Here is a 21,114-nt window from a genome sequence, read left to right as displayed (position 1 = left end):
GGGGTCCAGTTCGACAGATCGGGACTGGACCCCCCGCGCGGGGGCACGAACGAGCGATCAGGCGGTCGCCAATGCTTCCTCGACCGGCGGCTCCATCATGGCACCGAGATCTTCGCCACGGGCGGCACGGCCACCCTGGTTGCCCTGCGTCGCGGCGGTCGCGATCGCATCGCAGTACAAGCGCAGCGCGCGGGCGGCGTCGTCGTTCGCCGGGATCGGGAACGCGATGCCGTCGGGGCTGACGTTCGAGTCCAGAATTGCCACGACGGGAATACCCAACGTGTTGGCTTCCTTGATCGCCAGTTCTTCCTTGTTCGCATCGATCACGAACATCACGTCCGGAATGCCACCCATGTCGCGGATGCCGCCGAGCGAAAGCTCGAACTTGTCGCGCTCGCGCGTCAGCTGCAGCACTTCCTTCTTGGTCAGGCCGTGCGTGTCGCCCGACAGCTGCTCCTCAAGCGACTTGAAGCGCTTGATCGAACCGGAAATGGTCTTCCAGTTGGTGAGCATGCCGCCCAGCCAGCGATGGTTGACATAGTGCTGGCCCGAACGGCGAGCGGCCTCTGCGATCGGCTCCTGCGCCTGGCGCTTGGTGCCGACGAACAGAACCTTGCCGCCGTGCGAGACGGTCTGGCCGATGAAGTCGAGCGCGCGCGCCATCAGCGGCACGGTCTGCGACAGATCGAGAATGTGGATGCCGTTGCGATCGCCGAAGATGTAGGGCTTCATCTTGGGGTTCCAGCGGTGCGTCTGGTGGCCAAAATGTGCGCCTGCGTCGAGCAGGTCATGCATCGAGACGGTGGGTACCGCCATAGGATAGTCTCCTTCCGGTTATACCTCTGCAGGGCAGTGACCGGGACGCATCATACGTCCACAGCACCGGTTTATGACGCCCTGCATGGGGAATATGGCGCGGTTAGCCGCGTTCGCAGCACAAATCAAGGCTTGATCTAAGAACAGAAAGGGAACATACGGAACCCACATAAACCATCCCCGTTACACTTCGGCAGGCCGGCGTGGATAATCGGGACTGCGGCCAGGGAGGCTCCCGTGCTTCATATCATCGGTTTCGTGTTTTTCTCGGTTCTGTTTTTTACCACTGGTTGTGGCCTCGTCGCGATCCTGCTCAATGCACGCGATGCGATCGGTACTGCGCTTGGGTTGAACGCAGCGCCGGTGGTTACGACCGCGCCCGGCGTGGCTCGGGTTCGCGTCCGTTATGTGTCGACCGCCCGCCGGGTCATGCCGCCCCTTCGCGCAGTCGCCTGACCTTGCGATAGGCCGTGATGCCGAACGGTATCGCAGCAATATAGGCCAGGCTGGCGACAGTCAGCGTCGCCCAGGGCGCGCTGATCAGGGCACCGGCCAGCACCGCCACCGCGACCAGCGCCCCGAAGCGGACGCCATGGCGAAGGCGCAGTGCCCCCCAGCTGAACGTCGCGATATCAGACACCATCAGGAACGCGACTGCTGCGGTCCAAGGTGCGACGACATACCATTCGCGGAAAATGCCGAGGCCCGTCCACAACCAGAGATAGATGGGCAGGAAGGCGAGACCGGCCGCCGCGGGTGCCGGTATGCCGGTCAGGAAGCCTGCGGACTTGTGCGGTTGCTCCTTCACGTCGATCGCGGCGTTGAACCGCGCGAGCCGCAGCGCACAGCATACCGCGTGGGCCAGCGCGAAGGTCCAGCCGAACTGCGGCATCGCCTGCAGCGACCAGAGATAGATCACGATCGCGGGTGAAACCCCGAAGGCGATCACGTCGGAAAGCGAGTCGAGTTCCGCACCGAACCGGCTTTCGCCCTTCAGCATGCGGGCGATCCGCCCGTCGAGACCATCGAGGACGCCCGCGAACAGGATAGACAGCAGCGCCTTCTCCCAGTCCCCGGCGGCGCCACCGGCCGCCGAGATCGCGAAGCGCACGCCAGACAGGCCGAAGCAGAGCGCCAGCGCGGTGACCGCATTGGGCGCCACCGCACGCAGCGGGATGCCACGCCGCGGACGGTCCTTCTGCCCGACACGGCGGATCGGCCTCACTGTGCAATTCCAGTCACGGCTACGGTTTCGCCGATCCGGGCCAGCACCGTTTCGCCGGCCAGCGTACGTTGCCCCAAGGCGACACGCGGCTGCGTGCCGGAGGGCAGATACACGTCCACGCGGCTGCCAAAGCGGATCAGGCCGACGCGCTGCGCCTGCGCCACGATATCGCCGGTCTTGACGAACGGTACGATCCGCCGCGCGACCAGGCCCGCAATCTGGGTAAAGCCGATCCGGGTGCCGTCCGCGCCCTCGACCAGGATGTGCTGGCGCTCGTTATCCTCGCTCGCCTTGTCCAGATCGGCGTTCAAGAACTTGCCGGAGATATAGACCACGCGGCGGATGGTGCCTGAGATCGGCGATCGGTTTATGTGAACGTCGAACACGCTCATGAAGATCGAGACGCGCGTCATTGGCAGGCAGCCCAGCCCGTCCGGCCCTTCGAGTTCGCGGGGCGGCGGCACGGTGACGATCATCGTGATGAGGCCGTCGGCCGGCGCGATCACCAGCCCCTCCCCCCGCGGTGCGGTGCGGATCGGGTCACGGAAGAACGCCGCCACCCACATCGTGACGCCAACGAAAATGAACCCCAGCTCGTCCCAGACAAAGAACAGCAGCAGGACGGTGATGGTCGCGGATATGAGCACGAACTTGCGTCCATCCGGATGAACCGAGGGAAAGCGCCATTTGATCGTGGTAGTGCCGACGTCCGGCTTTTCGAGAGATGTCATGCCTGCCATCCTAGCAGCGTCGGCCCGCCTGACAATGATGACGCTTCGTCCCCCGCCCCATTCCGGCCCTACCCCCGGTTGATCCGGGCCGCGCGGTCCCGTAAGCGATCCCCATAGTCGGACAACGACTTTCCTTCCCCGGAACAAGGCGGACCAGCATGGCCAAGATCAAGGTAAAGACCCCCGTCGTCGAGATGGACGGCGACGAGATGACCCGCATCATCTGGGCCTGGATCCGTGAACGGCTGATCCTGCCATATCTCGACATCGACCTGAAATATTACGACCTCAGCATGGAGCATCGCGACGCCACCGACGACCGCGTCACGGTAGAGAGCGCGCACGCCATCCAGCAGTACGGCGTCGGCGTGAAGTGCGCGACGATCACCCCGGACGAGCAGCGCGTCGAGGAGTTCGGCCTGAAGAAGATGTGGAAGTCGCCCAACGGCACGATCCGCAACATCCTGGGCGGCGTCGTCTTCCGTGAACCGATCGTCATCAAGAACGTGCCCCGCCTGATTCCCGGTTGGACCGACCCGATCGTCGTCGGCCGCCACGCATTCGGCGACCAGTACCGCGCGACCGATTTCAAGGTGCCCGGCCCCGGCAAGCTGAAGATGATCTGGGAAGGCGAAGACGGCCAGCGGATCGAGGAAGAAGTGTTCAATTACCCGTCCGCCGGCGTCGCGATGGGCATGTACAATCTCGACGATTCGATCCGCGATTTCGCGCGCGCCTCGATGAACTATGCGCTGCAGCGCGGCTGGCCGCTGTACCTGTCCACCAAGAACACGATCCTCAAGGCCTATGACGGCCGCTTCAAGGATCTGTTCGCCGAGGTGTTCGCCGCCGAGTTCGCCGACAAGTTCCGCGCCGCCAATATCGTCTACGAGCATCGCCTGATCGACGACATGGTCGCCTCCGCGCTCAAGTGGAGCGGCAAGTTCGTCTGGGCCTGCAAGAACTATGACGGCGACGTGCAGTCGGATCAGGTCGCACAGGGCTTCGGCTCGCTCGGCCTCATGACGTCGGTCTTGCTGTCGCCCGACGGCAAGACGGTCGAGGCGGAAGCCGCGCACGGCACCGTCACGCGCCATTTCCGCATGCACGAGAAGGGCAAGGCGACGTCGACCAACCCGATCGCGTCGATCTTCGCGTGGACCGGCGGCCTGAAGTTCCGCGGCCAGTTCGACGGCACGCCGGAAGTGACGCAGTTCGCCGAGACGCTCGAGCGGGTCTGCGTCGAAACGGTCGAGCAGGGCGCGATGACCAAGGACCTGGCCATCCTGATCGGGCCGGAACAGCCGTGGATGACCACCGAGCAGTTCTTCGAAGCGATCGTCCAGAACCTCGACAAGGCAATGACCGAGGCCGCTTGACGGAACGCGCATTCGGGTCCCTCGTTCTTTCGACGAACGAACGGGGGACTGAATGTCGAAAAGTACACGGGCACGGCTGGAGGTGCGCAACGCGCTGCCGGCCGACGCCACCGCGATCATGACGCTGATCGAGAAGGTCTATCCGCGGATGGGCACTTATTCCGACGGCCAGATCCGCGGGCAGATGAACAATTTTCCCGAGGGACAGTTCGTCGCCGTCTATGACGACGCGGTGGTCGGCTATTGCGCCTCGTCGCGGCTGGACGAAACGGTCGTCATGTCGCCGCACGACTGGGAACAGATTTCGGGCAACGGCTTCGGCTCGCGCCACGATCCCACCGGCGACTGGCTGTACGGGTTCGAGATGTGCGTCGACCCCGACCGTCGCGGCCTGCGGATCGGGAAGCGGTTGTACGACTCGCGTCGCGCGCTTGCCGAACGGCTGGAGCTGCGCGGCATTGCGTTCGGCGGTCGCTTGCCCGGCTATCGCCGCATACGCGACCGGGTCAACGGGCCGGAGGGCTATCTCGCCGGGATCAAGGACGGCACGCTGCGCGATCCGGTGATCGGGTTCCAGCTCGCCAACGGGTTCGAACCGGCCGGTATACTGCCGCGCTACTTGCCGGAGGACAAGCAGTCCGGCGGTGCGGCCGCACTCATGATCTGGCGCAATCCCTATGTTGATCCGAACGAGGCGCCCGAGTTCCGCGTGCCGCGCGGGATCGAGAGCGTGCGGCTGGCGACGGTCCAGTTCCAGGCGAAGCCGGTCGCCGACTTTGCGGAATTCATCCGCAACGTGGAATATTTCGTGGACATCTCGTCCGACTACAAGGCGGATTTCGTCGTGTTCCCCGAGCTGTTCACGCTCGCGCTGCTGTCGTTCGAGAAGCGCGAACTCTCGCCGATGGAGGCGATCGACCGGCTGACCGAACATACCCAACCGTTGATCGCCGAACTCAGCCGAATGGCGCTGGAGTATAACGTCAACATCATCGGCGGATCGCATCCGACCCGCGCCGAGGATGGCGACATCCAGAACATCGCCTATGTCTGCCTGCGCGACGGATCGGTGCATGGTCAGGAGAAGATCCACCCCACGCCCAACGAACGCTACTGGTGGAAGATCAGGGGCGGCGACTCGCTCGATACGATCCAGACCGATTGCGGCCCGATCGGCGTGCTGATCTGTTACGACAGCGAGTTTCCGGAACTGGCGCGGCGGCTGGCAGACGGTGGCGCGCGCATCATCTTCGTGCCGTTCTGCACCGACAGCCGGCAGGGCTATCTGCGGGTCCGCTACTGTTCGCAAGCCCGCGCGATCGAAAACCAGTGTTTCGTCGTGATGTCCGGCAATGTCGGCAACCTGCCGAACGTCGACAATATGGACATCCAATACGCCCAGTCGGCGATCCTGACGCCGTGCGATTTTCCCTTCGCGCGGGACGGCATCGCCGCCGAATCGACGGAGAATGTCGAAACGCTGACGATCGCCGACGTGAACCTGGCCGACCTGACCTGGGCGCGGGCCGAGGGCACCGTTCGGAACCTGGCCGACCGTCGATTCGACCTGTACGCGATCGACTGGAGCAACCGTCCGCACGGGGAACAGCCGAAGGTCGACAGCCGGCCGATGGGCACGCGCGCGCCCGGCGGCGGCTGACCGGGTTTTCAGGCCGCACGGTGCGGTAAAAGGGTGACACCGCACGTCGGATAACGAATGGTCGGACGATGGCACTCCCGATCGAATCCGACGCGTTCAGCGATGCTCTGGTAATCCTCGGGGCGGCGGGTCTGGTGATCCCCGCCTTCGCGCGCGCGCGGGTCAATCCGGTCATCGGGTTCATCCTCGTCGGCATGCTTGTCGGGCCGGCCGGGCTCGGCGCGTTGTCCAGTCGGTTTCCGTGGCTCTACCACATCACCATATCCAACCCGCACGCGATCGAACCGTTCGCGGAATTCGGTATCGTCCTGCTGCTGTTTTCAATCGGCCTGGAATTGTCGTTCCGGCGGCTCTGGTCGATGCGGGTCGATGTCTTCGGGCTGGGCGCAGCGGAACTGGTTGTCTCCGCCGGCCTCATCGGCGGTGCGCTGTTCCTGATCGGGCAGGAACCGGCGGGCGCGATGGGTCTTGGCCTCGCTCTTGCGCTATCGTCCACCGCGCTCGTGCTGCCGATCGCAGGCATGCGTAGCGCGGTCGGCAAGGCGGCGTTTGCGATGCTGCTGTTCGAGGATCTGGCGCTCGTCCCGATCATCTTCCTGCTCGGTGCGCTGGCACCGATGGCGGCGGACGGCGGGTGGGACGGGCTGGTCCGCACGCTTGTCATTGGCGCGGCGACCGTGGCGGGCATGATGGTGCTCGGTCGGCTGCTGCTGCCCCGCCTGTTCGCGCAGGCCGCCCGCACGAAGAGCCCCGAGCTGTTCCTGGCGGCAAGCCTGCTCGTCGTGATCCTGGCCAGTGTGGCGACGACCGCCGCCGGCCTGTCGCCGATCGTCGGGGCGTTGCTCGCCGGCATCCTGATCGCGGAGACCGATTACCATACCGAAGTAGAGGCGATGACCGCGCCGTTCCGTGGCCTTGCGCTGGGGGTGTTCCTCATCACGGTCGGCATGTCGCTCGACCTCCGGCTGATCGCGGGGAGCTGGGTACCGCTCGCCACCGCGGTAGCGGGCGTGGTGATCGCCAAGACGGTCGTGACCGCCGTCCTGCTCCGGCTGCGCGGCGCGCGGCGCGGCATGGCGGCGGAGGTTGGTCTGTTGATGGCGTCCCCGTCCGAAACCACGCTGATCGTGCTGGCGACCGCGGCCCAGGCGCAGCTGATCCAGCCGTCGACCGCCTCCTTCTGGCAGATCGTCACCGCGCTCGGCCTCACCATCACGCCGTTGCTGGCGCGGGTCGGCAGCGACCTGTCGAAGCGGGCGGAACGCGCAGCCAAGACCGACTTTCCCGAACCGCCCGCCGATGGCGCCCGTACCGTGATCGTAGGCTGCGGCCGGGTCGGCCGGCTGGTGGCGCAGATGCTCGACGCGCACGCCCAGCCTTATGTCGCGATCGAGGCGGACGTCGATGCGGTCGCCCATGCGCGCAGCCGCGGATACCATGCGCAGTTCGGCGATATCGCGCGTCCCGGCATGATCGAACGGCTCCAGCTGGAAACCGCCAAGGCGCTGGTCCTGACGATGGACGATCCGGTCCAACTCGTGCGCATCACGCGCAAGGTGCGCCTGCTGCACCCGGAATTGACGATCGTGGCGCGCGCACGGGACCCGAACCATGCCGCCGAACTCTACCGCGCCGGCGTGACCGACGCGGTGCCCGAAACACTCGAAAGTTCGCTGCAACTGTCGGAGGCGGTGCTGGTCGACCTCGGCGTCGCGATGGGGCCGGTGATCGCATCGATCCATACCAAGCGCGCCGAACTGCGCACCAAGATCATGGAAATGGGCGCGGTCGACCATGAGCCGCCGATCCAGCGCCGCCGGCTGAGCGATCCGGTGGCCGATCCGGTCGTGGAATGAGCAATATTTCGCGATCCCGCCCGCGCGTTTCTGCCGTGTAGCGACCGCGTGACGGCCTCGGAGTTATCCGCTCTCCCAGTTCGTTTGGTTCGAGCCTGTCGAGAACCCTGCGCTGAGTTCTCGACAGGCTCGAACCAAACGAATTGGGTGCGAATTTATCTTGAATTATCGTGCCTTACCCGACCACCAGCTCCGCCCGCCGATCAAGCGCGGCAGCCAGCGCCTTCATTCGCCGTTCCACCGACTCGCCCGACAACTCGCGGCACTCGCTGGGTAGCGTCAGCGTGACCGTTTCGGTGCCTAGCGTGACGTGGCTTCCCTCCAGCGGGCCGGCGACGCCGCCGGACAGGCGCTGTCCCAGTCGCATCGCATGGCCCCACCGGTCCGCCATCGCCTTGTCCTCCGGCGTGAACAGCCGGTCCAGCAGGGGGACAGGCAACGTGCCGCCGAAACTGGTGTAGAGCGCGCGTGCCATGATGGCCCGGCCGCGCGCGTCGATGCCCACCCAATTACCGTGCAACGCAGTGTCGAGGCCGCGTGCCGCGCGAAATTCGGGATGCGCGCGCCAACCGACATCGGCCAGCAGGCAGGCCGCATGGCGCAGGCGGGCGTCGTCGGCCCCCTCGTCCGGGAACAGCGGCGCGATCCAGCGATCGAGCAGATCGCCATGTTCGGGAAAGCGCCCCTGCCGGACACCTTCCTCCCGCGCCGCCGTGACGAGCGGATCCTGCCGCCGCTCTTCGACCGAGAGCGAATCGTGGAGCAGCCCTTCGCGCAGGCCGTAAGCCGAGGCGATCAGCGAACTGGTCTGCAACTGACGCACCACGATGCTAAGCAGCGCCGCCGCATCGGGCAGCGTCGGTGCGCGCGATGCGGACAGTCCGATCACTTCGCGCAACCGTTTCCGATCGATCTGCGCCAGCACGCGGACGAGCCGCGCCGCACGGTCCGCCGGCATGCGGTAATGATGGATGATCGGCAGTGGCCAATCCTCCAGATACATGTCGAGCCGGGCCAGCGCGCGCCACGATCCGCCCACCAGATAGAGTGGCAGTCCGGCGGGAATGTCGGTCCACCCGGCGGCGTCCAGTCCGGCGGCGACGGTCCGCTGCAACGCGCCCGGCCCCCGCGCGCGGATCGCGCCGAGCCGGAGGACGCCGAGCGGCAGCGACAGCTTCTCGTGCACCGCACCGCCGTGAACGCGGATCAGTTCCAGGCTGCCACCACCCAGGTCGCCCACGATGCCGTCCGCCCCCGGTATGCCGGCCAGCACGCCCATGCCGGCCATCGTCGCCTCCTGGTCGCCGGACAACAGCTCGACCTTGAGGCCCAGCCCCTCGATGCGCGCCAGGAACAGCGCGCCGTTGCGGGCATCACGAACGGCAGCGGTCGCCACGGTGCGCAACGTCTTTACCTGCATCTGCCGCGCGAGAGCGGCGAAACGGGTCAGCGCCGTCATGCCGCGGGCGATGCCGTCCTCGGCCAGCGCACCATCCTTGGCGAGCCCCTTGCCCAGCCCGGCCATTACCTTTTCGTTGAACAATATGACGGGGGTGCGGGTCGGCGCATCATAGACGACCAGCCGGATCGAATTGGATCCGATGTCGATGATGCCGATACGGCCCGTCGGGACGACGACCTCGTCCCGGCGGCGGAAAATCGGTAAGGCCATGCGCTGGGGGTTAGCGGAGATGGCCGCGGGGTGGAAGCCTTGTCCGACCGGACCCGCCCGGCCGACCCACCTGTCGGACAAGGCTGGTAACGATCTCAGGCACCGCGTTTCAGACTCAGTTTCGGTACCGCGCCGCTGCGGGCCTCACCGCGGCCGGACAGCGACGGGTTGGTCATAAAATACCGGTGCAGGTTGAAATGCCGGCGGGCGTTATGGACCCGATCGTAGCTGCCGTCGGGCAACAGTTGCCAGCTCTGTTCGTCGTCGATCAGGTTTGCGACCATGACCTGTTCCAGGATCTGCGCATGCACGGTCGGGTTTTCGATCGGCAGCAGATATTCGACGCGCCTGTCGAAGTTGCGCGGCATCCAGTCGGCGGACGAGATATAGACCTTCGCATTGCGGTTCGGCAGTGCGGCACCATTGCCGAAACACATGATGCGGCTATGTTCCAGGAACCGCCCGACGATAGACCGCACGCGGATATTGTCGCTCAGACCCGGCACCCCTGGCCGCAGGCAGCAGATGCCGCGGATGATGCAATTGATCTGCACGCCGGCCGCGGATGCCCGATATAGTTTCTCGATGATCGCCGGATCGACGAGCGAGTTCATCTTGATCCAGATCGCGCCCTCGCCCCCGCCCCGCGCGATATCGATCTCGGTATCGATCAGTTCGGCCAGCCGTTCCCGCATCCCGATCGGCGATATAGTGAGCAGTTCCATGTCGTGCGGTTCGACATAGCCGGTGATGTAGTTGAACAGTCGCGCCGCATCGCGCCCCGCCCGCGGATCGGCCGTGAAGAAGCTGAGATCAGTATAGATCTTCGCGGTTACCGGGTGATAATTGCCCGTGCCAAAATGGCAGTAGGTGCGGTAGGTGCCGTTTTCGCGACGGACAACCATGGAAACCTTGGCGTGCGTCTTCCAGTCGATGAAGCCGTACACCACCTGGACGCCGGCGCGCTCCAGCTGGCTTGCCCACATCAGGTTCTGCTCTTCGTCGAACCGCGCCTTCAGTTCGACCACCGCGGTGACCGACTTGCCCGCCTCCGCCGCATCGACCAGCGCGCGGATGACGGCGGACTGCTTGCCCGCGCGGTACAGCGTCTGCTTGATCGCGACGACGTCCGGATCCTGCGCCGCCTGTTTCAGGAAGGCGAGCACGACGTCGAACGATTCATATGGGTGATGGACGACGATGTCCTTCGACCGGATCGCCGCAAAGCAATCGCCGCCATGTTCGCGGATGCGTTCCGGGAAACGCGGGTTGAACAACGGGAATTTCAGGTCCGGCCGGTCCTCCTCGACCAGCTGTTCCAAGTCGGCGATGCCAAGGAAACGGCCGGTGTCGGTGATGATCGCGTCGGCGCCGCCAATCTCTTCCTTGATCAGCTTCTCCAGATTTTCCGGCATGCCGACTTCCATCACCAGCAGGATCACGCGACCCTTGCGGCGCCGCTTGATGGCGGAGCGGAAGTAGCGGACGAGATCCTCGGCTTCCTCCTCCAGCTCGATATCGCTGTCTCGGATAATGCGGAACGCGCCATCCCCCTGCACTTCGTATCCGGGGAACAGAATATTGGTGAAACGGCGGATAACGGTTTCGATCGCGACATAGCGCGCGCGCGGCACGACGCCCTCCTCGCCCGCCAGATCGGGCAGCCGCACGAAACTGGGCAGCCGCGCCGGCACCATCAGCAGTTCGCGAATCGGCTCGTCGTCCGACAACCGGCGTAGATCGAAGATCAGGCTGAACCCCTTGTTGGGGATGAACGGGAACGGATGCGCGGGGTCCAGCGCCTGCGGCGTCAGCACGGCGAACACCTGTTCGCGGAAGAAGCGTTCCAGCCACGCGGTCTCGTCGTCGCGGATCTGGCCCAGGTCGAGCACGTCGATGCCGGCCTTGGACAAGGCCCCGCGGATCGAGGACCAGACACGCTGCTGCGCATCCATCAGGCGGTCGGCCTCCTCGGTGATGGCGGCCAGTTGCTGCGCCACGGTCAGCCCGTCCGGCGACCGCGTATCGACGTCCTGCAACAACTGACCCTTCAGCCCCGCGACGCGGACCATGAAGAATTCATCGAGGTTGTTGCCGGAAATCGAGAGGAAACGCAGCCGTTCGAGCAGCGGATGCGCTTCGTTGCAGGCCTCGTCCAGCACGCGCTGGTTGAACGCGAGCCAGCTGAGTTCGCGATTGAAATAGCGTTCGCGAAGCGTGATCGGGGCGGCCGGATCGGTTGCGGGGGCAAGGGGTGCTGCGGTCGGTTCCATGGCTTCCCTCCTACCCGACATCGGATGACGCGTCGATGAATCCGCATGCGACCAGCGCGTCGCGGGCCAGCGGCACGGTCAACCCGCGTTGCCGGACGAGTGCGGCGGTATCGAGCGCGTCGACGATCCGCGCGATGGCGACGTGGCTGCGATCAATTCGCGCGAGGACATAGGCGGCCACCGCCGACGGCACCGCCAGCCCGCGTGCGCCCAGTTCCTTGTCGAGCAGCGCGGTGGCCAGCGCGTCGTCCGGATGTTCGAGCCGGACGACCGGCGTCGCCGCAAGGCGCGAGCGCAGGTCGGGCAGCGTGGCGGACCAGACCGGCGGCGCATGGTCCGCGATCATCAGCAGGGGCTGCCGTTCGGACTGCGCCCGGTTCCAGGCGTGGAACAGGTCTTCTTCCGGCTGACGATCGGCCGCGTCGATCAACGTGCCGCCGCTCTGCGCCGCGAAGATCCGGCCAAGCAGGCTGCGTCCCGACTTGCGCGGCCCGACCAGCACCGTCGCCATGACGGGCCAGAGCGCCAGCCGTTCCAGATGCCGGACCGCATCCGCATTGGTGGGGGACAGGATGAAATCCCCGGCTGCCGCGTCCGCCGGCCACAGAAGCGGCAGCGCGATCTGGTTCACGCCGGCGTGCCGGGTTCGGGCACGGTTTCGGCCGGAGCCGCGGCCGGCGGTGCGGTCGCGGCCGGCGGACGCAGGCGGAAACGGTTGTCGCCGGTCTCCTCCGCCCGGATGCCGCGCGCGCGCAGCGCGATCGACAGCGCGGCGGCATCCCCCTGAAACAGCACCCGGATCACCGAGACACCGCCGAGCGCAAGGCTGGGCGTGCTGAGCGACCGCACGCCGGGGATCGCGCGGATCGCCTGTTCCGCGCGGGCCAGCGCTGCCGCGTCGGGTGTGTCGACGTCCAGCGAGAAACTGCTGCTTGCGACGTCGCCGGGCGCGACGACCGCGGCATCGGGGTCCGCGCCGGCCAGGTCGAGCGGATCGATCGGGACCGGATCCTCGACCAGCATGGCATCGGGATACAGCCCGCCCGACCGCAACGCGTCGGCATAGGCCATGTCGATCCGCCGGACGCCTTCGTCCAGCAGGCGGGGGATCGCGGCGGATGTTTCGGCACGCAGTACGAACCGCTCGATCACCGTGCCATCGGGGCCGTGCCGCGCGGTGAACGTCGCCAGCACGGGGCCACCGGGATAGCTGCGCTTGATCGAGACTTCCGGTACCAGCACGTCCGACGCGCCATATTGGTCGAGCAGCATCCGCCACCACGCGCGCCCCGGCCGACGGGCCTGCGCCATGTTCATCAGGAGTGGATCGGCCCCGGTGCCGACGGGGCGGACATAGTCGATCAGACTGCCGCCGGTGCGGAACCGCGCCCAGGCCTGCTGCCACTGCGTCCGCAGTTCGAAACTCTGCGCCGCGCCGCCGGACCACATTACCGGAATGGTGAGCATCGGGGCTGACCGCCGTACCTGACCGCCCACGCCCAGCAACGCCCCCGCCCGCCCGCGATCGAACAGCACGCCCAGCCGACCGATATAGCGCCTCGCGCTGATCTGTTCGTCTTCGACCACGATCCCCGCCACGATCGAATCGAGCGTCGAATCGGGCAACCGTGGCGCCGCGGCGAACGGGACATTGTGCACGCGCGCGTAGAGCATGCGCCAGCCTTTGCGCTGCGCCTCGCGCCAGCCGCCGGTGCGCGCGGCATCGGCATCCTTGCCCGAAACGTCCACGGTCACGCCGCCGATCTCGTAGCTGGACGTGCTGTCGATGGGGGCGACACCGCGGTCACCCGGTTCGATCTGGCTGACCGCCATGCCGCCGGCGACGAGCGCGGCGGCACCGGAAAGCGCGATCAGGATGCGCGAAGGGGTCAGAAGTCGGGCCACGAACGCGCTTGTGGCGAGTTGGTCGTGGAAATCCAAGCGCGTTATGTCTAATCGCCGCGCATGGCCAATGACGACACCCCCTATACCTATGCCCAGGCGGGCGTTTCGATCGCGGCGGGCAACGCGCTCGTGCGCGCGATCGCGCCGCTGGCCCGGTCCACCCGGCGCCCCGGCGCGAACGCGGAACTCGGCGGCTTCGGCGGCTTCTTCGACCTGAAGGCGGCCGGCTATGCCGATCCGCTGCTTGTCGCGGCCAACGACGGGGTCGGCACCAAGCTGAAGTTGGCGATCGACAGCGGGCGGCACGAAACGGTCGGGATCGACCTGGTCGCGATGTGCGTCAACGACCTGATCGTGCAGGGCGCCGAACCGCTGTTCTTCCTCGATTATCTGGCCTGCAACAGTCTGGACGTCGGCCAGGCCGAAACCGTCGTGGCGGGCATCGCGGAGGGCTGCCGCATCGCGGGATGCGCGCTGATCGGCGGTGAAACGGCAGAGATGCCGGGCATGTACGCGCCGGGCGACTATGACCTGGCGGGTTTCTGCGTCGGTGCGGTCGAGCGGTCGGACGTTCTCGACGGCGACCGCGTGGCGGACGGCGACGTTGTGCTGGGGCTGGCGTCGTCCGGCATCCACAGCAACGGCTATTCGCTCGTCCGGCGGCTGGCGGCCGACAAGGGGTGGAAGCTCGATCGGCCGGCGCTGTTCGATCAGGACGTCATGCTGATCGACGCGCTGATGGCGCCGACCCGGATCTATGTGAAATCGCTGCTGCCGGTCGTGCGGTACGGCCGCATCCATGCGCTGGCTCACATCACCGGCGGCGGGCTGCTGGAGAATATCCCGCGCATCCTGCCGGACGGGCTGCACGCCACGATAGACGCCGATGCCTGGGTCCAGCCGCGGCTGATGGCGTTTCTGCAGGCGCAGGGCAATATCGAGCCGGGCGAGATGGCACGCACGTTCAACTGCGGCATCGGCATGGCGGTGGTGGCGGCCGCGGACGATGCGGATGCGGTCGCGGCAGACCTGACCGCGGCCGGCGAGACGGTGTTCCGGATCGGATCGATCGCCGCCGGCGACAAGGGCTGCACCGTCCGCGGATCGGCCGAAAGCTGGAGCGGGCGTGGCGAATGGTCGGCATCGTTCCATGGCTGATTTCGGCGCGGTCGGCCGTGCGGATGCCTCTGCGGAACGGATCCCGGTCGCCGTCCTGATCTCCGGCCGAGGATCCAACATGGCGGCGCTCGTGGCGGCGGCGCAGGCGGACGATTGCCCCTACCGCGTCGTGCTGGTTGCGGCGAACGATCCCGATGCCGGCGGCCTCGCCATCGCGCGGACCGCCGGCATCGCGACGTTCGCGCTGAGCCACAAGGGCATGGCGCGCGCGGCATTCGATGCGGTGCTGGACGCGGAGATCCGCCGGGCGGGCGCGGAATGGATCGCGCTCGCCGGCTACATGCGGCTGCTGTCGCCCAGCTTCATCGCGGGCTGGACCGGGCGGATCGTCAATATCCATCCGTCGCTGCTGCCGCTCTACAAGGGGCTCGACACGCATGCCCGCGCGATCGCGGCCGGCGATACGGAGGGCGGCTGTTCGGTGCATATCGTGACGCCGGAACTGGACGACGGGCCTGTCGTGGCACAGGCGCGCGTACCGATCCTGCCCGGCGATACGCCCGACACGCTGGCGGCGCGGGTCCTGCCCGCGGAACATGCACTATATCCGAAAACACTGGCGGAGCTGGTGCGGGCATGACGGACCGAGAGGACAAGGCGGAGACCGCGCGCAACCGGCGGCGCTGGATCACGATGGGCGAGGTGCTGGCGGTCGCCGCGGTTTCGATTTCCGGGCTTACGCTCTGGAACAGCTATACCGAACGGCAGGACGTCCGCGTCGAAAAGGCGGGCGAAGCGGCCAAGGCCAATGTGGCCAACCGCACGCTGCTGCTCAAGGCGACCGCCGACCGATCAGCGGCGCGGCTGGACCTCGCTCCGCTGCGTGGTGAACAAAGCATCCAGGGGCAGACGGTGGCGTTTCCGTCCGCACTCGGCGTCGCGGCGGTCGATACCACGGGCGAGGCGCGGATCGAGACGGGCTGGTTCCACGATGCGCTGGTCCGTGCGCGCAAGGCGGCCGGCATGCCGGCCGAAACGCGTGGCGACGAACGGCTGCCGGTGCTGCTTACCACACGCTATCTGGCGGACGGGGTCGTGATGACGGACCGGGCGATCTACGACATCGGCTATGCGACCGACACGGCGTTCCTCAGCGGTACGGACGTGCGGCTGCGCGGCCTGTCGCTGGTGGCGCGGGTCAAGGCCGACGGCGTGAAACGGCTCGATACATTATGGGCAGGCAAGGCGCGCTGAGGGTGTGCAGTGTCGCGGATGATCGCGGCGTTCTACTGGGGCCCGGTTAGCTCAGGCCACCACTCCTCACCTTACCCTCTCCCCGGAAGGGAGAGGGCTTTGATGGTGGAGCGGTGGCACTTCACCAGCGTGACAGGCCCCCTCTCCCCATCGGGGAGAGGGTTGGGGAGTGGGGCGATGGCTTGATGCAACGCCCCGTCCAGTCAGCCCACAATCTCTTCCGGCTTGAAGAAGTACGCGATCTCGGTCGCGGCATTCTCGGCGCTGTCCGAACCGTGGACCGTGTTGGCTTCGATCGATTCGGCGTGGACCTTGCGGATCGTGCCTTCGTCGGCGTTTGCCGGGTTGGTGGCGCCCATGATCTCACGGTTGCGGGCGACGGCATTCTCGCCTTCCAGCACCTGGATCACGACGGGGCCGGACACCATGAAACCGACCAGGTCGGCGAAGAACGGGCGTTCGGCGTGGACGGCGTAGAAGCCTTCCGCCTGTTCGCGCGTCATCTGGATGCGGCGCGACGCCACGACGCGCAGGCCGGCGGCCTCCAGCATCGCGGTGACGGCACCGGTCAGGTTGCGACGGGTGGCATCGGGTTTGATGATCGAAAAGGTACGCTCGGTCGCCATGGCCGGACGGGCTCCTATGTTAGCGATTGGGAATGGCGCCGCTCTAGGCGTGCGAATCGCAGGCCGCAAGCGGGGTTCAGGCGACGCGCGTCCAGCGGCCGTCCTCGTCCTGTCGCCAGAACCGGCGTTCCAGGCCCGCGACGTCGTTCAGCGACCGCCAGGCCGCCCTCGCCGGCTCGATCGATTCGTCGTCGAAGAAGTGGAAGCTGCGGTCATAGTCCAGCGCTTCCGCCCGCCACCGACCATCGACCAGTGCCACGTTACGCGCGGCGTTGAGCGGATCGAGCGTGGTGGAGAGCAGCACCGGCTGATGCGCCTCCCCCCCCTGCCCCGTCCGACCGTGCGGCAGGAACGCATCGGCGGCATAGGCCCACAGGTCACGATCGAGCCTTTCGAGCAGCGCCGCATCGTCGGCCACGACCAGCAGTCGCGCGCCGGACCCGGTCACCCGCTCGGCGATGCGGGGCAGCACCGCGGCGATCGGCGCATGCCCCAGATGGTAGAAGTCGACCTGCATCCCCGCGGTCTAGCAGGTCACAGGCCGTCTCCGAAACGCCCTACCGGCTCAGCTCTCGAAATTGTCGCGGACGAAGCTGTCGAGGAGCCGCACGCCGTATCCGGTCGCGCCCTTGTCGTGCAACGTGCCCGGCTTGGCCGCCCATACCATGCCGGCAATGTCCAGATGCGCCCAGCGCACGTCCTTGTCGACGAACCGCTTGATGAACTGCGCCGCGGTGATCGATCCCCCGGGGCGCGGGCCGACATTCTTCATGTCCGCGATCGGGCTGTCGATCAGCTTGTCGTACGGATCGCCCAGCGGAAAACGCCACAACATGTCGCCCGATGCCGTGCCGGCCGCCAGCAGCTGATCCGCCAGCCCGTCGTCATTGGCGAACAGGCCGCCATATTCATGGCCGAGCGCCACGATCATCGCGCCGGTCAACGTGGCGAGATCGACGATCGTCTTCGGTGCATAGTTCTTCTGCACCCAGGTGATCGCATCGCAGAGGACGAGGCGACCTTCTGCGTCGGTGTTGATGACTTCGATCGTCTGGCCGGACATCGATGTCACGACGTCGCCCGGGCGGGTCGCGGTGCTGGACGGCATGTTTTCGACCAGGCCACAGATGCCGACGACGTTCACCTTCGCCTTGCGCCCGGCTAGGGTCGCCATCGCACCGGCCACGGCGCCCGCGCCGCCCATGTCCCATTTCATGTCTTCCATGCCGGCGGCCGGCTTGATCGATATGCCGCCGGTATCGAACGTCACGCCCTTGCCGACCAGCGCCAGCGGGGGCGTGCCGGTGTCGTCCGTCCCGTTCCAGTGCAGGACGAGCAGCTGTGCCTCGCGCGCGCTTCCCTGGCTGACGCCCAGGATCGCCCCCATGCCGGCGGCTTCCATCTCCGCCTCGCCCAGCACGGTGATGGTGATGCCGAGATCCGCGAGCGGCCGGCAGCGCGCGACGAACGATTCCGGATAGATGATGTTCGCCGGCTCGGTCACCAGTTCACGGGTCAGCGACAGCCCCTCCGCCAGTGCAGCGAGCGGTGCATAGGCATCGGCCGCCCCCGCCCCACCGCCGACAATCACGATATCGGTCAGCGTCGGCTTCGCCGTATCGGACAGTTTCGTCCGATACTTGTCATAGCGCCAGCTGCGCATCAGTGCGCCGAACGCGATATGGGCGGCCGCGGTCGCCGTATCGGCAATGCTGCTGCCGGTCAGGTCGACGACCAACGTCGTCTCGCCGGACGTCAGCAGCCGCGCGGCCAGCGCGGATCCGGCCTTCTCATATGTGGCAGCGGACGGTGCCGCCTTGCCGACACCGGCGAACAGCACGCGCGTCGCACCATCGCCGGTCGGCACGAACAGGTCGAGAAGCGTGCCGGCATCGCCTTCGAACCGCTGCGCGGCAGCGGACGCCGTCGCCAGTGCCGCGGCCGCGGCATCGATGGCCGGGAACGCGGTGCCGGCCACCGGATAGGCGACGGTCCGCATGTCGGCGGGACGGCTGTCTTCAAAACGGACCTGCATGGGTGTCTGCTTCCTTATGTTTGATCGTCGCGGGTAGCGATCCGCCGTCCCGGGGCAATTCGAAATGGGGATCATGCCCGCCGTTTGCCAGCATCTTCCCGCGTCGGCCGCGATCCGCCGCATCGGCGATTGCGGCCATACGGAGACGATGCGATAGGCGAACACCGGCCATAGCGGCCGCAGAGGGTTGCTGGCTTGCATGTGATGACGACCGGCGGGGCATTCCTCTCGCTTGCGATCCTGATGTCTGGCGCTGCCGCGGCGCAGCCCGGCCCGTCCGCCCCGCCCGCGGTCGCGGCGCCGGATGCGGTGCCGGACCTGTTGCCGCGCGCGGTGGCGCCGCCGGCCGACGTCGGTGTCACGACCCCGCTCAACGACGATGAAGTCGGGTTCAGTTCGGATACGCTGGATTATGACAGCAACGGCGACGTAGTCACCGCGGCGGGCGACGTGCGGATGGTGCGTGCCGGCAACCGGGTGCGCGCTGACCGTATCGTCTGGAACCGCCGCACCGGCGCGGTCCGGGCCGAAGGCAATGTCGCGGTCGCCAATCCCGGTGGCGACACCGCTTACGGCGACAGCGTGGACCTGACCGACACGCTGAAGGACGGCGTGATCGAGAATCTGCTGCTGGTGCTTGAGGATGGCGGGCGGCTGGCCGCGGTCCGCGGTACGCGCGTGAACGGCGTCAGCACGCTGGAACGCGCCGCCTATACCCCCTGCGCGGTGACCGATGCGGCGGGCTGCCCGCGGACGCCTGTCTGGACGATCAGCGCGGTGCGCGTGGTCCACGATCCGGTTCGTCACAGGATCAGCTACCGCGACGCGCGGTTCACGCTGCTCGGCGTCACCATATTGTGGCTGCCCGGTTTTTCGCATCCCGACGGGCAACAGGGCGGCGGGCCGGGGCTGCTGGTGCCGGATTTCCAGTTCTCGCGGTTGAACGGGGCCGAATTTTCGGTGCCTTATTATATCAAGATGGCACCGGGGCGCGACCTGACCATCACGCCGCACGTCTATACCAAGGTCCTGCCCGCGATCGGTGGTCAGTACCGAGAACTGACGTCGAACGGGGCCTATCAAGTCGGCGGCATGGTGACCTACGGATCGCGGTCACCTGCGCTGCTGATGCCGGCGGACGTCGATACGGATCGCGGCGTCCGCGGCTACATTGATGCGAACGGCAAGTTCCAGTTCGATCCGGCCTGGTCGCTGACGGAGTCGCTCCGGCTGACCACCGACCGGACGTTCCTGCGGCGCTACGACATCACCAACGACGACCGGCTGCGATCGGTCGCCAACGTCGAACGGATCGACCGCAGCAGCTATCTGTCGATCGCCGGCTATGCGGTGCAGACGCTGCGTGCTGGCGCGATCCAGGGGCAGCAGCCGATCGCAATTCCGGCGATCGATTACCGTCGCCGGCTCGACGATCCGTTACTCGGCGGCCGCGTGGAGCTTCAGGTCAACAGCCTGTCGCTGATCCGCACCGCGGGCCAGGATACGCAGCGCGCCTTTGCCGGCGCGCGCTGGGATATGCATCGCTACACCGCGCTGGGCCAGGAAGTGACCCTCACCGCCTATGCGCGCGGCGACGTGTACCACACCGATGACGGTGCGCTGACGCCGACGGTCAGCTATCGCGGGCAGGACGGGTGGACCGGGCGCGGGGTATTGGCCGGCGCGGTCGACATGCGCTGGCCGTTCGTCGGCACCCTGTTCGGCGGTACGCAGACGATCACCCCGCGGGTGCAGATCGTCGCCACGCCACCGCTCCGCAATTCGGACATTCCGAACGAGGACAGCCGCGCGATCGACCTCGAAACACTCAACCTGTTCGCCATCAACCGGTTCAGCGGATATGACCGGTTCGAGGATGGATCGCGCGCCGTCTATGGAGCGCAATGGGCGTTCGACCGGCCACGGCTCTCGGTCCGGTCCGTCATCGGACAAAGCTATCGCCTGACCAAGGAGCCGACGCTGTTCCCGGAAGGGACCGGCCTGACCGACCGCTTCTCCGATATCGTCGCACAGACCACGGTGCGCTACGGCCGGTTCGCGGCGCTGACGCAGCGGATCCGGATCGACAAGGACAGCCTCAACGTCCGCCGCAACGAGGTCGACGCCACGATCGGCGGGCGGCGCACCTATGCCACCGTCGGCTATTTCCGGCTCAATCGGAACGTGAACACCGCGATCGAGGATCTCCGGGATCGCGAGGAGGTCCGGCTGGGCGGGCGGATACAGCTGACGCGCACCATGTCCGTCTTCGGATCGACGGTGATCGATCTGACCGGCCGGCGGGAGGACCCGGTCTCGCTGTCCGACGGCTACCAGCCCGTCCGGCAGCGCATCGGCCTGCTCTATTCCGACGAATGTCTGGAAGTGGGTGCGACCTATCGCCGAGACTTTGACATCATCGGATCGACACGCCGCGGCAGCACGGTTGCGGTCAGGCTGGCGCTCAAGAACCTCGGGCGCTAAGCTAGGGTTCAGGCGGGGGCGCCTACGCGGGCAGAAATGCGTCGGCAGCTGGGGTACTTTCGAATTGGAGTGGGTTTTG

At 66.7% G+C, this 21,114-nt stretch carries 18 protein-coding genes; 8 read left to right on the top strand and 10 right to left on the bottom strand.

Annotation, left to right across the window (positions count from 1 at the left end; translation table 11 throughout):
- Positions 1–57: 57 nt before the first annotated feature.
- Positions 58–816, bottom strand: coding sequence for a 30S ribosomal protein S2 (gene rpsB / locus BKY59_RS05640; protein ID WP_076069325.1), 759 nt, complete (start codon positions 814–816; stop codon positions 58–60).
- 237 nt (positions 817–1,053) lie between these two features.
- Between rpsB and BKY59_RS17245 the strand changes: the two genes are divergently transcribed.
- A complete protein-coding gene (locus BKY59_RS17245) occupies positions 1,054–1,272 on the top strand; it encodes a hypothetical protein (protein WP_129586212.1) in 219 nt (72 codons plus the stop codon).
- On the opposite strand, the gene BKY59_RS05635 is transcribed toward BKY59_RS17245, so the two are convergent.
- Both BKY59_RS05635 and BKY59_RS05630 read right to left on the bottom strand, forming a co-directional pair.
- Positions 1,244–2,032, bottom strand: coding sequence for a CDP-alcohol phosphatidyltransferase family protein (locus tag BKY59_RS05635; RefSeq protein WP_076069753.1), 789 nt, complete (start codon positions 2,030–2,032; stop codon positions 1,244–1,246). The two genes, BKY59_RS17245 and BKY59_RS05635, sit on opposite strands and share 29 nt — an antisense overlap.
- Positions 2,033–2,037: 5 nt before the next feature.
- Positions 2,038–2,772: a phosphatidylserine decarboxylase gene (locus BKY59_RS05630; RefSeq protein ID WP_076069322.1), complete on the bottom strand. Its 735-nt coding sequence runs from the start codon at positions 2,770–2,772 to the stop codon at positions 2,038–2,040.
- A gap of 158 nt (positions 2,773–2,930) precedes the next feature.
- Between BKY59_RS05630 and BKY59_RS05625 the strand changes: the two genes are divergently transcribed.
- The 3 genes from BKY59_RS05625 (at position 2,931) to BKY59_RS05615 (ending at position 7,667) form a co-directional block, all read left to right on the top strand.
- Complete coding sequence (locus BKY59_RS05625) at positions 2,931–4,151, top strand: NADP-dependent isocitrate dehydrogenase (RefSeq protein ID WP_076069319.1); 1,221 nt, start codon at positions 2,931–2,933, stop codon at positions 4,149–4,151.
- 52 nt (positions 4,152–4,203) lie between these two features.
- Positions 4,204–5,811 (top strand): bifunctional GNAT family N-acetyltransferase/carbon-nitrogen hydrolase family protein, encoded by a 1,608-nt coding sequence (locus BKY59_RS05620; RefSeq protein WP_076069316.1) that lies wholly within the window; start codon positions 4,204–4,206, stop codon positions 5,809–5,811.
- Between the two features lie 68 nt (positions 5,812–5,879).
- Positions 5,880–7,667 carry a cation:proton antiporter domain-containing protein gene (locus BKY59_RS05615; RefSeq protein WP_076069314.1) on the top strand — a complete coding sequence of 596 codons (1,788 nt, stop codon included), beginning with the start codon at positions 5,880–5,882 and terminating at the stop codon, positions 7,665–7,667.
- 175 nt (positions 7,668–7,842) lie between these two features.
- Here the strand turns inward: BKY59_RS05615 and BKY59_RS05610 are convergent, their stop codons facing one another.
- The 4 genes from BKY59_RS05610 to BKY59_RS05595 all read right to left on the bottom strand — a co-directional run bounded on the left by BKY59_RS05610 (position 7,843) and on the right by BKY59_RS05595 (position 13,517).
- Positions 7,843–9,339: a Ppx/GppA family phosphatase gene (locus BKY59_RS05610; RefSeq protein WP_076069311.1), complete on the bottom strand. Its 1,497-nt coding sequence runs from the start codon at positions 9,337–9,339 to the stop codon at positions 7,843–7,845.
- Positions 9,340–9,434: 95 nt separating this feature from the next.
- Complete coding sequence (locus BKY59_RS05605) at positions 9,435–11,612, bottom strand: RNA degradosome polyphosphate kinase (RefSeq protein WP_083671895.1); 2,178 nt, start codon at positions 11,610–11,612, stop codon at positions 9,435–9,437.
- A 10-nt stretch (positions 11,613–11,622) separates the two neighbouring features.
- A complete protein-coding gene (locus BKY59_RS05600) occupies positions 11,623–12,243 on the bottom strand; it encodes an HdaA/DnaA family protein (RefSeq protein ID WP_076069308.1) in 621 nt (206 codons plus the stop codon).
- Positions 12,240–13,517 carry a hypothetical protein gene (locus tag BKY59_RS05595; RefSeq protein ID WP_076069745.1) on the bottom strand — a complete coding sequence of 426 codons (1,278 nt, stop codon included), beginning with the start codon at positions 13,515–13,517 and terminating at the stop codon, positions 12,240–12,242. Before BKY59_RS05595 ends, BKY59_RS05600 begins: the two co-directional genes overlap by 4 nt.
- Positions 13,518–13,577: 60 nt before the next feature.
- On the opposite strand from BKY59_RS05595, the gene purM reads away from it, so the two are divergent.
- From purM to BKY59_RS05580, 3 genes are read left to right on the top strand one after another with little or no spacing between them, the layout of a single operon-like run.
- Positions 13,578–14,675, top strand: a complete 1,098-nt coding sequence (gene purM, locus BKY59_RS05590; protein ID WP_076069305.1) for a phosphoribosylformylglycinamidine cyclo-ligase — start codon at positions 13,578–13,580, stop codon at positions 14,673–14,675.
- A complete protein-coding gene (purN, locus tag BKY59_RS05585; protein ID WP_076069302.1) occupies positions 14,668–15,276 on the top strand; it encodes a phosphoribosylglycinamide formyltransferase in 609 nt (202 codons plus the stop codon). The genes purM and purN overlap by 8 nt, the downstream gene beginning before the upstream one ends.
- Positions 15,273–15,890, top strand: a complete 618-nt coding sequence (locus BKY59_RS05580; protein WP_076069299.1) for a hypothetical protein — start codon at positions 15,273–15,275, stop codon at positions 15,888–15,890. Before purN ends, BKY59_RS05580 begins: the two co-directional genes overlap by 4 nt.
- A gap of 203 nt (positions 15,891–16,093) precedes the next feature.
- Here the strand turns inward: BKY59_RS05580 and ndk are convergent, their stop codons facing one another.
- The 3 genes from ndk to BKY59_RS05565 form a co-directional block, all read right to left on the bottom strand.
- Positions 16,094–16,516, bottom strand: coding sequence for a nucleoside-diphosphate kinase (gene ndk, locus BKY59_RS05575; protein ID WP_076069296.1), 423 nt, complete (start codon positions 16,514–16,516; stop codon positions 16,094–16,096).
- Between the two features lie 76 nt (positions 16,517–16,592).
- Positions 16,593–17,033 carry a DNA polymerase III subunit chi gene (locus tag BKY59_RS05570; RefSeq protein ID WP_076069293.1) on the bottom strand — a complete coding sequence of 147 codons (441 nt, stop codon included), beginning with the start codon at positions 17,031–17,033 and terminating at the stop codon, positions 16,593–16,595.
- Between the two features lie 48 nt (positions 17,034–17,081).
- Positions 17,082–18,551: a leucyl aminopeptidase gene (locus tag BKY59_RS05565; protein WP_076069290.1), complete on the bottom strand. Its 1,470-nt coding sequence runs from the start codon at positions 18,549–18,551 to the stop codon at positions 17,082–17,084.
- 204 nt (positions 18,552–18,755) lie between these two features.
- On the opposite strand from BKY59_RS05565, the gene BKY59_RS05560 reads away from it, so the two are divergent.
- Positions 18,756–21,035: an LPS-assembly protein LptD gene (locus tag BKY59_RS05560; RefSeq protein WP_076069288.1), complete on the top strand. Its 2,280-nt coding sequence runs from the start codon at positions 18,756–18,758 to the stop codon at positions 21,033–21,035.
- The last annotated feature ends 79 nt before the right edge of the window (positions 21,036–21,114 follow it).

It is taken from the genome of Sphingomonas montana, from assembly GCF_001956315.1.
Lineage (GTDB): Bacteria > Pseudomonadota > Alphaproteobacteria > Sphingomonadales > Sphingomonadaceae > Sphingomonas_R > Sphingomonas_R montana.
This window is presented reverse-complemented; position numbering and strand designations above follow the sequence as displayed.